The following is a 15,069-nucleotide window of genomic DNA, read 5'->3' on the forward strand; positions in this document are numbered from 1 at the left end:
CTGTGTAAAATAAAACATATCAACGAAAAGACAATAATATATTAAAATGAAAAAATTGCATTCTGCATTTCGTTTAGATTTCTGTGAACCTGCAAATAATGATTTTGTTTAACGATAGCTGGGAGTGTGCAAATTGTCAAAGAAAAAAAACAAACTAATCAGTTATTCCAATATGATTGCCACTGTTGGGACAGCCATACTTGCTGTGACGGCACTGATCACCGTCTATATCACCGTATCTGCCTGGAACGAGGAGAGAGAAGCCAACCGTCCGTACTTTACGTTCAAGGATTCTCCCGAAGTGGTATTGAGAGAGTCACCTGAATTTGAGATGGTTTTTACCAATGTCGGCGAGCATCCGGCTGTTAGTCTTTGGAGCAAGTCTATTGTTTTTCAGGCCGGTTTAAAGGAAAAACCGGTCACAATTGACGAATACGCGCTCGTCAATGATATTCCTAAAAATGCTTCGGCCACCTTACTGATTAGTCTCCAAGGCATAAACAAACAAAAGACATTAAAAGATGTGCCTCCGTATTTCTTCGTAATTGTTTTGAGATATGAAGACCCGATCATCAATGAAAGCTTTGAACAAACGCTGTATATCAAATGGAATGGTATGAAAGGCGGGGAAATCCTCACAACCAACCATGCGGAAGAAGCCGAGAAGGAACAGATCATTCAGTATTTTAAGCAAAATAGAATTAATTTATAGATAGCTGAATGCAAATGATCTGGATATTTAAAGATATTTAGTCACCGTTTATTTGAAATTCGGATAGCTCATTTTGAAATGAAAGTGTTATGATAACGGTATAGCAATTAATGGTTGCAACCTCAACAAGAAGTTGCGCGATTTGGATAAGGGGAAAACAAAATGGCAGATCTTATTTCCAGAGCAAGGGGAGCAATGCTCGGGGTGGCAGCCGGGGATGCGCTTGGGGCAACCCTTGAATTTATGAACCGCGAAGAAATTGTTCATACCTATGGCCGACACCGGGATATGACCGGCGGGGGATTCTGGAAATTGGCACCCGGAGAAATTACCGATGATACAGAAATGACCCTTGCGGCAGCCAACGGGATTCTTGAAGACCCTGCAGACCCAGTAAAGCACGTCGCCCGTCATTTTCGGGAATGGTCCCGGCAAGAGCCCAAATGTATCGGAAATATCTGCCGGATGGTTCTGCAGGAAGGAATCCGGACAGAAGCGGATAACGAACAGGAATGGCTGCAAATCGCTGAGAATGCCCATCGACTCAGCGGCGGGAGAAGCGGCGGCAATGGTTCACTGATGAGAACGGTCCCGGTGGTCATTGCCTATCACAATAACCTGCCGAAAATGACGGATCTAGCGGCAAGATTATCGGCTCTGACCCATTATGATCCACTAGCAGGAGCTTGTGTGGTTTTTTACTGTAAAATTGTCAGGGAATTGCTTTTAGGCGGAGAACTCCGCATCGTGCTGGAAAAGGCCCAGGCGGATGCTCCGTTTGCCCTGCAAATGAACTTAAGTGCTGATCAAATGAAAACAAGCGGTTACGTTGTCCATACATTGGAAACTGCTTTAAACTGTGTCTTTCAGACCAATTCTCTGGAAGAAGCGCTGGTGATGGCCGTAAACCTCGGAGGAGACGCGGATACGATCGGCGCAGTAACCGGCGGGATGGCCGGAGCCTGCTATGGCATAGAGAACATACCTTCCAGGTGGCTGGAGAAGCTCTCGCGAAGAGATGAACTCTTAGCGCTGACGGACAGGCTGCTTGCTATTGGCAGGGGGACGAAAATAGGTATTTGATATTTTTTAGAAATCTACTATACTAAGATAATATAAGTGTTTTTCGTAGGGGGTTACTGCTATTAATACATCAAATACATCGAATACATCGAATTCTTCTTATTCATCGTCCAATTTCATTCATAACATCATTCGGGAAGATTTAAAGCTGAATAAAAACAACGGCAGGGTACATACACGTTTTCCGCCTGAACCTAACGGCTATCTTCATATCGGACACGCCAAATCCATCTGTTTGAATTTTGGCACCGCGCTGGAATTTAACGGATGCTGCAATCTTAGGTTTGACGACACCAACCCGAGCAAAGAGGAAACTGAGTTTGTCGAGTCGATTCAGGAAGATGTCCAATGGCTGGGGTTTTCCTGGCAGGACAGGATGTACTATGCTTCCGATTACTTTGAAAAGCTGTACGCGTTTGCCGTAGAGCTGATTGAAAAAGGCAAGGCTTTTATCTGTGATTTGTCGGCAGAGGAAATACGGGAATACCGTGGGACGCTGACCCAGCCTGGAACGGACAGCCCTTACCGGGGCCGTTCCGTAGAAGAAAGTCTTGACTTGTTCCAAAGAATGAGAGCCGGAGAATTCCCGAACGGCGCGAAAGTGCTCAGAGCAAAAATTGATATGAGTTCTCCGAATTTAAATATGCGCGATCCAGTGATTTACCGCATCATGCATGCGTCGCATCATCGGACCGGAGACACCTGGTGTATTTACCCGATGTATGACTTTGCTCATCCTTTATCGGATGCGCTTGAACATATTACCCATTCGATCTGCACGATGGAGTTTGAAGACCACCGGCCGCTCTATGACTGGCTGACAGAACAGCTGATTGAAGAGGACAGGCCCCGGCAATATGAGTTTGCACGTCTGGATCTAACGAATACAGTCATGAGCAAAAGAAAGCTTCGTCAGCTGGTTGAAGGCGGCTATGTTCAGGGATGGGATGATCCCCGGATGCCGACGATCTCCGGTTTAAGGCGCAGAGGCTATACGCCGGAAGCGATCAGAGATTTCTGCGACCGTATCGGGGTAGCTAAAGCTAACAGCATTGTCGATGTCGCTTTACTGGAACATTGCCTGCGTGAAGATCTGAATTCCAAAGCCAAGAGGGTCATGGCTGTTTTGGATCCAATCAAGGTTGTTCTGATCAATTATCCTGAAGACCAGGATGAATTCCTGGAAGCAGAGAACAGTCCGGAGCATCCGGAGGCAGGAATCAGATTGATCCCGTTTTCGCGGACCCTATATATTGAACGCGAAGACTTTATGGAGGAGCCGCCCAAAAAATTCTTCCGTCTTTCCCTCGGTAATGAAGTCCGGCTAAAACATGCCTATATTATTCAATGTGAAAGAGTCCTGAAAGATGAAGATGGCCGGATCATCGAAATCCATTGTACGTATGATCCGGACACCAAAAGCGGCGGTTCGGCCAGCTCAAGAAAAGTCAAAGGGACGCTTCATTGGGTCTCGGCGCCCCATGCTGAAAACGCTGAGATACGCTTGTATGACTATTTGATCAGGGATGACCAGTATACGGAAGATGATTCGGCAGAGAGTGACGACTTCCTTGCCAGAATCAATCCGGATTCTCTGCGAATTCTGAAACAATGCAAAATTGAACCGGGTTTGAAAGAAGCTGATCCCGGCAGCAAATATCAATTCTTGAGACAGGGTTATTTCTGTGCGGACTTGAAAGACCATTCCACTGATCATCCGGTCTTTAACCAGATCGTCGGACTGCGGGACAGTTGGGCAAAGATGAATAAATAATCTTGGAAATAATCTTGGAAACATGGTGAGAATTTTTTTGTTTTATGAAAGTAAAGGGGCTGTATCACAACTTAGCCCCAAGCGAAAGACGTCAATTTAAAAAAATGGCGTCTTTTCTTTTTGGGGTAGTGCAGACTCGCACAGTCCACCGCTCCCCCGTTCTCGCAGCTAAAAACAGAAACCCTCGCTAACATGCCAAAACCCCGCTGTTTACTGCAAGTTAACCGTTGGCATGTTTTAACGCTGCGGATTTCTGTTTTTTAACGCTGCTGCCACTAACGTCCGCTTGTGAATCTGTGCAAGTCTGCAATATTTGAAGAAATCAGCAGATATAGGGAGATATTTTGACGTGAATGTGGTATAATGTCTATGGATATAAATATTGCCATATTTGGAGGTATTTGAATGTCTAAGAAAGGGCAGAAAGTACATACCAAGAAAGTATTTAAACCTTATGTGCAGGAACAACAAACACTGCCGTTAAGCATCGACAGCCTGATTCCTCAAAACCATGTCGTCCGAGTTGTGAATCGTGCTATCGATCGCATGAATCTCGAACCCTTGTTTGCCAAATATCCTGGAGGCGGCCGTTCCAGCTTTCACCCTGTCATGATGACCAAGTTATTGGTTTATGCGTATACGGACAGGGTTTTTTCATGCCGCCGGATAGCAAAAGCGGCCCGTGAAAATATTATGTATATGTGGCTGTGCGGCGGCAATCAGCCGGATTTCATGTCAGTTAACCGCTTCCGGAGTGAACGGATGAAAGAGGTTATTCTAGAAGTATTTGCTGAAGTTATTGAACTCTTAGTCAAAGAAAAATACATCAAGCTGGAAAATTATTTTTTAGACGGGACAAAAATTGAGGCCAATGCCAATAAATACAGTTGGGTATGGGGCAAATCCACGAAGCGCTATAAAGAAGCGTTAAGGGAGAAATGCCGGGAATTATTTAAAGAAATCGATCAGATCAATGAAGAAGAAAATGCGGAATACGGCGACAGTGATTTAGAAGAGCTAGGCAATGGCAAGCCCATTGACTCAGAGGCTATTGAAGAAGCCGTAAGGAAAATTGACGAGAGACTGGCTAAGAAATCGGAAGAAGAGACAGTAGATGCTGAAACCAAAAAGTTAAAGAAAACAAGAAACACCCTTACGAAAGATTATCTGCCAAGAATGCAGAAATATGAACAGCAAGAACTGATCCTGGAAGAAAGAAACAGTTACTCCAAGACAGATCACGATGCCACCTTTATGCGAATGAAAGAAGACCATATGAAAAACGGTCAGTTAAAGCCAGGTTACAATGTCCAGATCGGGACGGAGAACCAGTTTGTGGTCGGTTACAGTGTTCATCAGAGACCGGGCGATACCAGCTGTATGAAGGATCACCTGGAAGAATTAAAAACGCTCCTGCATGGGGAATTACCAAAGAATATTATTGCCGATGCCGGCTATGGCAGCGAAGAAAATTACGACTATCTGCAGGAGAAAAAGCTTGTGTCTTATGTCAAATATAATACCTTCCACAAAGAAGCCAGTAAGAAATGGAAAGAAGACATAACGAAACCACAGAACTTCACCTATGACCATGAAAATGATGAATATATCTGCGGTTATGGGAGAACACTCATTTTCTTATACGAGCGGCACCAAAAAAGTGACAATGGCTATAGGAGTTTGATCCGAATCTATGAATGCCTGAATTGTTCCGGGTGTCCTCATCGGAACCAGTGCGTGAAGTCATCCGATCCATACGCTAACAGAAGAATATATGTCAATCGCAAACTGAATGCCTATAAAGAACAGGCCCGCAGGAATTTGTGTTCAGAAGAAGGTTTGCGCATGAGGAGCTTGAGGCCGGTCGAGGTTGAAAGCGTCTTTGGAGACATTAAAGGGAATCACGGTATGCGAAGATTCCTGTTAAAAGGGCTAGAAAAGGTTAAAATTGAGTGGGGATTACATTGCATCGCTCATAATATGAGAAAAATGGCGTTGATCACTGGATAGGAAACTAAATTTTAAAAAATTCACCATAAAAAGTGAGGGGGCGCAACCGAAACCTAAAGTTTCGTTACGCCCCCTTGTACGTTGCTTCTAAAAGTGAACAAAGAGAAGTTAGATTCTCTGTCCGTTTTTCAACTGCTGCTCAGCAAATTGTATCATGCGTTTGGTCATATTGCCGCCGACAGTTCCGTTTTCACGGGAAGTGCGGTCTGCACCCAGCGTAGCGTTCATTTCATTAGCGATCTCGTATTTCAGTTGATCCAATCCTTTTCCTACGCCCTGGACGGCAGGAGTGTTTGAATTTCTTTCACCAGCCATGTCATTTTCCTCCTTAAAAATATAAGTTTTTTTGTTTGGGAGTCGTTCTTATTATTTGTGAATTTGATTTTCTTAAACCCGGTAATTGTTTGCTTATATTTTAGGAAGTAACATATCTGGGAAAAGCTCAATATAAATATTTCTTAAAAAATTTATGCCTTTTAGACGGCTTTTTCTCCCGATTCTCCTGTTCTGATCCGTACGGCATTCAGCACATCATAGACGAAGATTTTTCCGTCACCGATTTCTCCCGTTCTGGCAGTTTCGGTAATGATTTCGATAACTTTATCCACGGATTCGTCCGGGACAATAATTTCGATTTTGTATTTGGGCAATAGATTGATGGTATAGGCATTTCCACGGTATACTTCTGTTTTTCCCTGCTGCAGTCCGCAGCCGATTACGTTGGTGACCGTCATTCCTTTGATACCAAATTTTCCGAGGGCTTCTTTCACATTTTCTAATTTGGCTGGCCGAATAATACACTCAATTTTTTTCATTTTATCCACCTCTTTGATCAATAATATTTTTGATAAACAGTATTTGCAAAAAAAATAGTCCCCGGGATTAAATCCCGAGGACATCGTTGTCCGTGTTTACTATTTATCTGAATCTATCGTAGCAGAATGCCGGCATAATGCAAGAAATTTAACCAAAGAATTTTGTATTCATTGCCGATCGGCCAATAAAAGTCCGGCGTTTCAAGGATTATGCACATTTTTGGAGAATTAATAGGTGATACTTATCCGATACAGGAGTTGACGATATGCCGGAAAACGAACGAATCACAGCCATTAGCGGACTTGTTGCCGAAAGGAACGAAGAAATCATCGATCTGAGGAGGACCTTTCATCGCTATCCTGAATTATCTTTTCAGGAGTATCATACAGCAGATATGATCTTCGACAGATTGCATGAAGTTCCGGGCATTGAGGTGTCGAGACCGACAGAGACCAGTGTTCTGGCTGCCATTAAAGGCAGTATGCCGGGAAAAATGGTAGCGCTCAGGAGTGATATTGACGCGCTGCCGATCCAGGAAGAAAACGATCTGCCTTACCGGTCCCAAAATATTGGAACCATGCATGCCTGCGGTCATGACGGACACGCGGCCATGCTGGTCGGGGCTGCCAAAGTTCTTGCGGAACTAAGATCCGACATGAAGGGAGAAATCCGCTGCATCTTTCAGCATGCTGAAGAAAAACATCCCGGCGGAGCCAAAGATCTTGTCAAACTTGGTCTCCTGAACGGGGTCGATGCGATTCTTGCTCTTCATCTCTTTACGTCTTTGCCTGCTGGCAAGATCGGCTTAGCCTCGGGCCCTTTAATGGCTGCCCCGGATAACTTTACAATATCGATATGGGGTAAAGGAGGTCATGCCGCGATGCCAGAGGATACCATCGACCCGGTATTGATCAGTGCACAGATCGTTACCGCTCTGCAAAATATCGTATCCCGTCAGACCAGCGCTCTGAAATCCGTAGTCTTGTCTATTACGAATATTCAAGGGGGATCGGCCTTTAATATCATACCGGAGCGGGTAGACCTGAAAGGAACTGTCAGGACATTTGACAGGGACACCCGTTTGGAAGTTCCGAAACGAATGGAAAATATCATTAAAGGAATCTGTATTGCTTATGGCGCAAAATACACCTTCGATTATGAGCTCGGTTATGATCCTGTTGTTAACAGCAGTTCCGTTGTCGGCAAAGTAACGGAAATACTAAAAGAAGAATTCGGAGCAAAAGCATTGGTTAAAGCCAATCCGGTGATGTGGGGCGAAGACTTTTCCGCTTATCTTCATCGCTTACCCGGCATGCTGATATTCATCGGGGCGGGGAATAAGAAGAAAGGAATCAGCCATCCGCACCATCATCCGTGCTTTAATATTGATGAAGAGGCACTTAGCATAGGAACCAGGGTTCTGGCATGCTCTGCGCTCGGACTGCTGGAAAGGATGTAACGGCGATGGAAATATCTAAAAAGATGCTGGGTTTGAATATCCTGTTATCGCAGGTGATCCTGATTGTTATTGCCCTGGGCCTCTGGGTCATGCTGAAATCATTGGACAGAGAAATCGTGCTGGCAGAAATGTTCACGATCGGTAGTTTAAGTAAAGCCTTGATTACGTTGGCCGTCGGCTGTGCCGTTCTGATTGCGTTTCAATTTTTCTTCTTGAAATATCTGCCGAAGGAAAGGCTGTTTGATGAGATTAACCTTATCCTGATGGACAAATTCTCACTAACAGAGCTATTTCCAATATTTTTCCTCGGTGCTTTCAGTGAGGAATTCCTGTTCAGAGGCATGATTCAGCCAATTTTAGGGTTATGGTTGACGGCTGTTGTCTTTACACTGATTCACTACAGATATTGGCGTCAGGTGTTTATCCTTGTGGAAGTCTTCTTGATGGGAATCCTTCTCGGAGTTGCCTATGCCGTTTCTTTAACACTCTGGGTTCCCGTGTTATGTCATTTCATCGTCAACATGACAACAGCTTATTGGATGAAAAAGGGCACTTTTGAATTGATTTGAAAGACCAAAAACGTTTGCTATAATTGAATTGGGTTAAAGCATCATGACAAGATAGGAACAGGAATAGAAGGAGAACAAATGGCAACCGATTTGTGGAATTTGTTTATCGCTTTTTTTCGGGCGAGCAACTTGTCCTTTGGCGGCGGGCCGGCGATGATTCCGTTGATTCAGGCAGAGACCGTTGATAATCATCACTGGCTGACCAATGCTCAGTTTGCCGATACCATTGCCTTGGCAAATGCGCTTCCCGGACCGCTTGGAACCAAAGTAGCGGCCTATCTCGGCTATCAGGTTGCTTCCTGGCCGGGAGCGATCGTCGCCTTACTGGCAACGATCCTGCCCACGGTGCTTATATTGATTGTCTTAGGCGGTATCTTAAAAAAATATGCGAATTCCAGTAATCTAAAGGCTGCACTGACAGGTGTGAGACCCATTGTTACTGCTTTGCTGATCATCGTAGCTTATGAGATGGCTGTTGATGCTTTTCAGATCCAGGTACCCCTGGATTACGCCACCGTGCTGATCGCGGTCGGGTCCGCGGCAGCCCTGTATTTTTTAAAACTGCATCCGGTATTGCTGATTGTCCTTTCCATGGTCATCGGTTACCTGATCTATTGATTTGCCCGGTTTGAACATTTCAAATTCAGATTTTGGGAGTATGACATGAAAGTGCTTTGGGACTTATTTATTGCTTTTTTCAGAGCCAGTAACTTTAGTTTCGGCGGCGGGCCGGCCATGATTCCGATCATCCAGAATGAAACGGTGCACAAATATCAATGGCTTACCAATGAAGATTTTACAAACATTGTGGCCATATCCAATTCTTTGCCGGCACCGATCGCGACGAAACTGGCAGGAATGATCGGACATAGAGTCAAGGGTTGGAGCGGGGCGCTGGCTGCAATCATTGGCACTGTTCTGCCGACGGCGCTTATCATGATATTCTTGGGCCACCTGATGATCAACTATGCTGACTCACCTGCACTGCAGGCTATGCTGAAAGGGGTCAGACCTGTCGTTGTAGTGCTTTTGGCTCAGTCGGCGCTGCAGATGGGTCAGAGTGCTTTTAAGGATAAAGTGACCTGGGTCCTGGGGATCACAGCTTTTGCCATTATGCTGATTTGGCCCGGACTAAATCCGGCATTTCTGGTTGTCATTTCCATGATTCTGGGGATATTCATTTTTAAAAAAAATTTTGAATCAGAAATACACTGATCTTTCCGTCTATACTGTTGCCCGGGTAGAATTCAATGTTTCGGTTTAAGGGGGGTGGGTCTGGGTATGAATCAAACAGAGGTCTCATTTGATGAAATCTATGAGGAACTATTCCCGTCTGTTTACAGGTTTGTCTGTCTGAGGATTCCTTCACCAGAAATTGAAGATGTTACTTCCGAAGTCATGGCTAAGGTCTGGAGATCACTGGCCGGCTTTGAAGGAAGAAGCTCTTTGAAAAGCTGGGCGTTAAAAATTGCTTCGAATTATATCGCGGATTTTTATCGGGGCAGGAAACAGGTTAATATGATTCCAATTACAGAAGAGATCCAGGATGCAAATAACAGCAGGGATTATGGGGAGGACCTGGGTACTGTCCTTTCTGTAAGTAATACCCTTTCTCAGTTGTCAGAACATCAAGTAGCTGTGATTCAATTACGGCTAATCGATGGATTCAGCGCATCCGAAACGGCGACAATTCTCGGTACCACGCAACAGGCGGTAGACAGCCTGCTATACAGGGCCAAAAAAAGTTTCCGGACAGCCTATCAGGCGGAAGTGGCTGGAGGTGAATGCTGATGTCTGAAGATAAAATAAAAGCCATGTGGGAAGAAGATGGTGATCTCATGCGTCTTAAGAAATTTTTTGGTTATGTCTATCAGGACGACGGTCTTAAGGAGCGGATCAAAGATAAAACCCGGGGGAAAATTTTGGATTCTGTTAAAAATCAGCCGCTGGAAAACATGACGTTCGTGGCTGCTGTAAAGAAGAACAGATTATCTGCGCTTGTAACACGGATTAAAAATAAACTTTTATATGGAAATAAAAAAGCATTTGCATTGATCGGCTGCGCCGCTGTCGTAGTGCTGGCCGTTGGTCTTGGCGTGAATGGAATCCTGATGGGGGATGGTTTGCAGAAACAGGTCAGTTCACTGCAAACGGCAACAGATCGTACCACGGATGATATGGGGAATGAACTTGCAGCGAGCCCTGATGCCGGTGTTGCGGCTGAATCTGGAGGGGCAGTAGCTGACTCCGGTAATACGGTTCCTTCCTCGTTTACTGAGTCTGCTGCACAGAAAAAAAGTTCGGAGAATTTGATTCCGAGCGGATCTGCAGCCTATGATTTTTCCCGGCAGAAAATAATCTATTCGCTCGATGTTTTCCTGAAGGCAGATGATGTCGCCGCTGCGGCAAAGGCTATCGAGGAGAAAACCAAGGCCCTTGGCGGATATATCGCCGAATCAACCCGCAGTAATTATGACAACAGTGTGATGGCTTTTCTCTCCTTAAGAATACCGGCCAAACAATTCCAAACGTTTCAAGACAGTATTCCCCAGTTCGGCACCATCGTCAATCAACACCAGTATACCGAAGATGTATCGACAGCTTATTTTGATACCGAAACTCGTTTGAGATCTTGGGAGGCTCAGGAACAACGGTACTTGGAAATTCTCGAAAAAGCGAATTCCGTCGAGGACATTCTGAAAATTGAAAATTCCCTGGTTACAGTCCGTCAAGAGATCGAAAGCCTGAAAGGGCAGCTCAAATACTATGACAACCGGGTGGAATACTCAACGGTTACCATCAATATTGAGCAAGCCCAGAGTGACTTGACGGTTAAGGATCCCTGGCAGCCGATATCGCTGAAGAATACCTTGATTGCCGTAAAGAATGCTTTGATCAAGACTGTAAGCTTCCTCTGGAATGCGCTCAACTATGTGTTGGTCTTCATCGGCTATGCGCTGCCGGTATTGGTGATCCTGCTGCTGATCTGGCTGGTCTATCGGATCATTAAAAAACGCAGGATGCTTTCGGAGAAAAGCTTTAGACGAAAGGAAGATGAAGAATAAAGCCTTTATCAGAATGCAGTGGTTATACCTGAATCATTGTGCCACTCATTAAATACCATCGGTAATATAGATATTCATTAGTTCCTATTTCCCATAAGCATCAATTATGAGTTGCCATAACATATATTTAAACCAAACGATCGATGAAAAAGCTAGGATGTTGTTGTACGACGCTGCATCCTAGCTTTTTATTGTTTTTATAAATGTCTTTTAAAAAGCGGAGAAGTTCCTGTAATTAGAAAAATAATCGCTAATTAGTAGCTACTAAGAGATATTACGTATTACAGAGATATAATGCGAGTGACTTGAGTTTATTCTATAGACTTGATGTGAAAAAGTATGGAAAGGGGGTGTTAAAATGTTGAATGTGGTTCTCATTTTTGTTGTCGGAATGCTTTTTTTAGCAGGTATTTTAGCCCTGAGACCTTACGCAAACAAGGCGGACAAAAAGAAAACTGTGCTTAATTGGTCTCTGTATTTGGTATGGTTTATGATTACTTGTATCGGATTATCTTTCATTGTGCTGAATGCTCAGATTGGTCATGTCAAAGCTACCAGTACCGGAATCTTTCTCTTCTTCGGATTATCTGTCGTCATCGGAATAGTATTAGCAAGATTAGTGGGATTGATAGGTCTAGGTAAAAAACAGAAAAGTTCTAATTTGACGAGTTAAGAGGTGAAAAGTAATGTCAAAATCTTTGGAACAAGAAGAAAAACAGCAGAGACAAAAATTTCAGATGAACCGGCGTAAATTTCTAAAAGCAGGGGCTGCTTCTGCACTGGCAGCAGGGATTGTTGGCGCAATCGGAGTTTTGCCGTCAGAAGCTATGGCAAGCCAGACAGGTCCCAAAAACGGAGCCAAATCCAAGCTGCATCCCAATGCAAATTATGGTGGTGCCAGTGTCCGATTTGTTGAGAATAACGACCAATGGCTCGGAACTTCAAAGATCGTCGGTCCTATTAAAAACACCCATGCAGCAGACGCAGGATTCAATTATGCTATTCGTGGTAAACTAACCCCCGAAGCTCAAAAAGAATCCTTCCACTATCACTTTGTTGGTAAACATCCTCTTAATGCTGCTCTTATGGGATTCGTCGGTGTTATCGGTCCAGACGCACTGTGCGGCGGGAAACCGGCTCCTGAAAAGCTGCCGATTCCAGATCCTGCACAAATGTCCCAACACATTAAGGATTGCGCGTATTTTTTGCGGGCTGACGAAGTTGGAATCGGCAAGATGCCCGCTTATGCTTATTATAGTTACAGGTCCCCTTCGCAGGATAATTTGTTTAAGAATGGGGATGATTTGTCTAAATCAATTCCGGTCACGGAGAGGATGCCTTATGTCATTACGTTTATGGTTGACCAGCATTTGGAAACGATGTTGGGTTCGACCGGATATGATGGTATCAGTGCCGGTCAATCCTTCCGTTCATATCATGCCTCCGGTGTTATTGCTGTCATCTTAGCGAGTTATATTCGTAACCTGGGTTATAATGCCAGAGCAAATCATATTTCCAACTATGAAGCAGTCATGGGTCCCTGCCTGATAGCGTCGGGATTGGGTGAACTATCCAGAACAGGAGACTGCGTAGCTCATCCCCGGCTGGGATTCCGCCATAAGTGTGCAGCTGTAACCACGGATTTGCCGCTCGTTCCCGATAATCCCATTGATTTTGGCTTACAGGATTTTTGTCGGGTGTGTAAAAAATGTGCTGATAACTGTCCAGGGGGCGCTATTACATTTGATGATGAGCCAGCCGAGCATAATGGATACTTGCGATGGAACACTGACTCTCTAAAATGCACAATATTCCGCTCAACGAACAAAGAAGGATCTTCCTGCGGCAGGTGTATGAAGGTATGCCCCTGGGACTCTAAAGAGCAGTCCTGGTTTCACGAGGCAGGCACTTGGATTGGTAGCCATGGAGAAGCTTCTTCCAGTCTGTTGAAAACAATCGATGATATGTTCGGTTACGGTACGGAACAAATTGAGAAATACAAATGGTGGCTGGAATGGCCTGAGAGGTATTAGCCGCCAAGCAATAATCAGTTCAGTTTTCTCATTAGGTATATCTTTAAGCGGCCGAGGTCTTATCTTGCCGCTTAAAGATATACGAAAACAGATGTTTATTACTTGCAATTGGTCTTAGATTATGTTTTCCTGTCTTTAGTCTTTATCAGAAATATTGCAGAGATTCAGTCGTCATTTGAAAAGAATCTTACTTCTTTTTTCTAATGACTTTTTTGGTTTCAGCAAATAGCTACGCACAACCTATTGTAATGTTATATTAACCCATTGATAATATCCGCTTCGAGAAATTTCTATAATTCGGCATAACTTCTTAACAGCATATTTGAAGCGGTATTTGAAAATAATCAGTATTAAGCCTAATAGTTTATATTTTCTTTTAAAAGGTGGGGATAACTTTGGAGAACGGGAAAATACCAGATTGTATAATAAAGATGCCTATTATTCCAACATTTGATCCCATTGAAGAGCTAAACATGTATACTTCTCTTGGAAGCCTGCATACATTTGCAAGGGGAAGCAAGATCGTTTCGCCCGGCATACCTTTTAGTAATGTTATTTTCTTGATTTCAGGACAACTTGATGTGAGTATGGTATCGCGGAATGGTGAGGAGAAGTATCTGCTTGAAGTTTTTAAGAACGGCATAGCGGTGGCTTTTAACCAAAATGATGATCATGAATTCCAAATTACTGCAGTAAAAGATTGCACTGTCTGTTTTTTTCCTTTGGACATGATGGTTGCAATATTATCGCAGAATACTCGTTTGTTAAAAAATTTTATCTTGAATCTTATACAAAAAACGCAATACTTTATGTATCAATCAAGGGACTTCTATCAAAGCCGTCCTTCTGCTAGGGTATTCTCTTTTCTATATAACCTCTGTCTGACAAAAGGAAATCGGGTGAATGACTATTATGAGTTAGCGGTTGAGAATGTGTCACAAAAGACGATTGCCAAAATAACAGGAACCCATCCTGTGACCGTTTGTAAATTATTTACTTATCTTAGTAAAGAAGGCATTATAAAAAAGAATAGAAAAGTCATTAAGGTTTACGATCTCAATAAATTATGTAACCTTATTGCAAATGAGGAATTAACCTATTAAATCAACCTGATCATTAAAAATGCGGCAGGGGTAATGTAAAATATCAAGGGATCTGTCCCTTGATATTTTATAAGTGCGCCCGGCATGGGCAACAACTCGGCGGTGAGAGTCCGCTGCACGCTTGGTAGTAGGAAGTGCTAGCCGAACGGCAAGGGTGTCCATCGTGAGGTGGAATCTAAAGGAAGCCGTAAGCAAAGTCCTGAACCGACGAACAGAAACCGCATATAAGGCTGAATCAGGGTGGACGAGTTTGCTTAATAAAACAAAGTCCAATACTACCCGAACCCTGTACAGTAAATGCGGCGGTTACATGGGATGAAGGTTGTTGTTCTTACCCGGGGAGATCTCATACCACGCTCCCGACAAGAGGGACGCATTCGACGACCCACAGGAGCAAACCGCGCAGTGATGTGTAGCTGAGGCATGAGAAGTCAGCAGAAGCTAT

General features: G+C 43.9%; 16 protein-coding genes. 14 read left to right on the top strand and 2 right to left on the bottom strand.

Features of this window, described 5'->3' with window-relative positions; genetic code table 11:
* Positions 1–124 precede the first annotated feature (124 nt).
* The 4 genes from DHBDCA_RS02620 to DHBDCA_RS02635 all read left to right on the top strand — a co-directional run bounded on the left by DHBDCA_RS02620 (position 125) and on the right by DHBDCA_RS02635 (position 5,579).
* A complete protein-coding gene (locus DHBDCA_RS02620; RefSeq protein WP_242824952.1) occupies positions 125–712 on the top strand; it encodes a hypothetical protein in 588 nt (195 codons plus the stop codon).
* A gap of 162 nt (positions 713–874) precedes the next feature.
* Positions 875–1,795: an ADP-ribosylglycohydrolase family protein gene (locus DHBDCA_RS02625; protein ID WP_015042606.1), complete on the top strand. Its 921-nt coding sequence runs from the start codon at positions 875–877 to the stop codon at positions 1,793–1,795.
* Positions 1,796–1,856: 61 nt separating this feature from the next.
* Positions 1,857–3,569, top strand: a complete 1,713-nt coding sequence (locus DHBDCA_RS02630) for a glutamine--tRNA ligase/YqeY domain fusion protein (protein WP_051014018.1) — start codon at positions 1,857–1,859, stop codon at positions 3,567–3,569.
* Between the two features lie 405 nt (positions 3,570–3,974).
* Positions 3,975–5,579, top strand: coding sequence for an IS1182 family transposase (locus DHBDCA_RS02635; RefSeq protein ID WP_015042568.1), 1,605 nt, complete (start codon positions 3,975–3,977; stop codon positions 5,577–5,579).
* Positions 5,580–5,687: 108 nt separating this feature from the next.
* On the opposite strand, the gene DHBDCA_RS02640 is transcribed toward DHBDCA_RS02635, so the two are convergent.
* Together DHBDCA_RS02640 and DHBDCA_RS02645 are read right to left on the bottom strand one after the other, a co-directional pair.
* Positions 5,688–5,894: an alpha/beta-type small acid-soluble spore protein gene (locus DHBDCA_RS02640; RefSeq protein WP_015042608.1), complete on the bottom strand. Its 207-nt coding sequence runs from the start codon at positions 5,892–5,894 to the stop codon at positions 5,688–5,690.
* Positions 5,895–6,055: 161 nt separating this feature from the next.
* Complete coding sequence (locus DHBDCA_RS02645; RefSeq protein WP_025205581.1) at positions 6,056–6,394, bottom strand: P-II family nitrogen regulator; 339 nt, start codon at positions 6,392–6,394, stop codon at positions 6,056–6,058.
* Positions 6,395–6,660: 266 nt separating this feature from the next.
* On the opposite strand from DHBDCA_RS02645, the gene DHBDCA_RS02650 reads away from it, so the two are divergent.
* The 10 genes from DHBDCA_RS02650 (at position 6,661) to DHBDCA_RS15370 (ending at position 14,943) form a co-directional block, all read left to right on the top strand.
* Positions 6,661–7,854 (top strand): amidohydrolase, encoded by a 1,194-nt coding sequence (locus DHBDCA_RS02650; RefSeq protein WP_015042610.1) that lies wholly within the window; start codon positions 6,661–6,663, stop codon positions 7,852–7,854.
* A 5-nt stretch (positions 7,855–7,859) separates the two neighbouring features.
* Positions 7,860–8,423, top strand: a complete 564-nt coding sequence (locus DHBDCA_RS02655) for a CPBP family intramembrane glutamic endopeptidase (protein ID WP_015042611.1) — start codon at positions 7,860–7,862, stop codon at positions 8,421–8,423.
* Between the two features lie 78 nt (positions 8,424–8,501).
* Positions 8,502–9,041 carry a chromate transporter gene (locus DHBDCA_RS02660; RefSeq protein WP_015042612.1) on the top strand — a complete coding sequence of 180 codons (540 nt, stop codon included), beginning with the start codon at positions 8,502–8,504 and terminating at the stop codon, positions 9,039–9,041.
* 45 nt (positions 9,042–9,086) lie between these two features.
* Positions 9,087–9,638, top strand: a complete 552-nt coding sequence (locus tag DHBDCA_RS02665) for a chromate transporter (RefSeq protein WP_015042613.1) — start codon at positions 9,087–9,089, stop codon at positions 9,636–9,638.
* A 66-nt stretch (positions 9,639–9,704) separates the two neighbouring features.
* Positions 9,705–10,214 (top strand): RNA polymerase sigma factor, encoded by a 510-nt coding sequence (locus tag DHBDCA_RS02670; RefSeq protein WP_015042614.1) that lies wholly within the window; start codon positions 9,705–9,707, stop codon positions 10,212–10,214.
* Positions 10,214–11,488: a DUF4349 domain-containing protein gene (locus DHBDCA_RS02675; RefSeq protein WP_015042615.1), complete on the top strand. Its 1,275-nt coding sequence runs from the start codon at positions 10,214–10,216 to the stop codon at positions 11,486–11,488. The genes DHBDCA_RS02670 and DHBDCA_RS02675 overlap by 1 nt, the downstream gene beginning before the upstream one ends.
* Positions 11,489–11,846: 358 nt before the next feature.
* Positions 11,847–12,161, top strand: a complete 315-nt coding sequence (locus tag DHBDCA_RS02680) for a hypothetical protein (RefSeq protein WP_015042616.1) — start codon at positions 11,847–11,849, stop codon at positions 12,159–12,161.
* 13 nt (positions 12,162–12,174) lie between these two features.
* Entirely contained in the window at positions 12,175–13,521 is a 1,347-nt protein-coding gene (locus DHBDCA_RS02685) for a reductive dehalogenase (RefSeq protein ID WP_015042617.1), read from the top strand.
* 395 nt (positions 13,522–13,916) lie between these two features.
* Positions 13,917–14,624 (top strand): Crp/Fnr family transcriptional regulator, encoded by a 708-nt coding sequence (locus tag DHBDCA_RS02690; protein WP_015042618.1) that lies wholly within the window; start codon positions 13,917–13,919, stop codon positions 14,622–14,624.
* Positions 14,625–14,787: 163 nt separating this feature from the next.
* Positions 14,788–14,943, top strand: coding sequence for a hypothetical protein (locus DHBDCA_RS15370; RefSeq protein ID WP_021315529.1), 156 nt, complete (start codon positions 14,788–14,790; stop codon positions 14,941–14,943).
* Positions 14,944–15,069: the final 126 nt, after the last annotated feature.

Origin of the sequence: Dehalobacter sp. DCA, from assembly GCF_000305775.1 — a bacterium.
GTDB classification, from domain to species: Bacteria; Bacillota; Desulfitobacteriia; order Desulfitobacteriales; family Syntrophobotulaceae; genus Dehalobacter; species Dehalobacter alkaniphilus.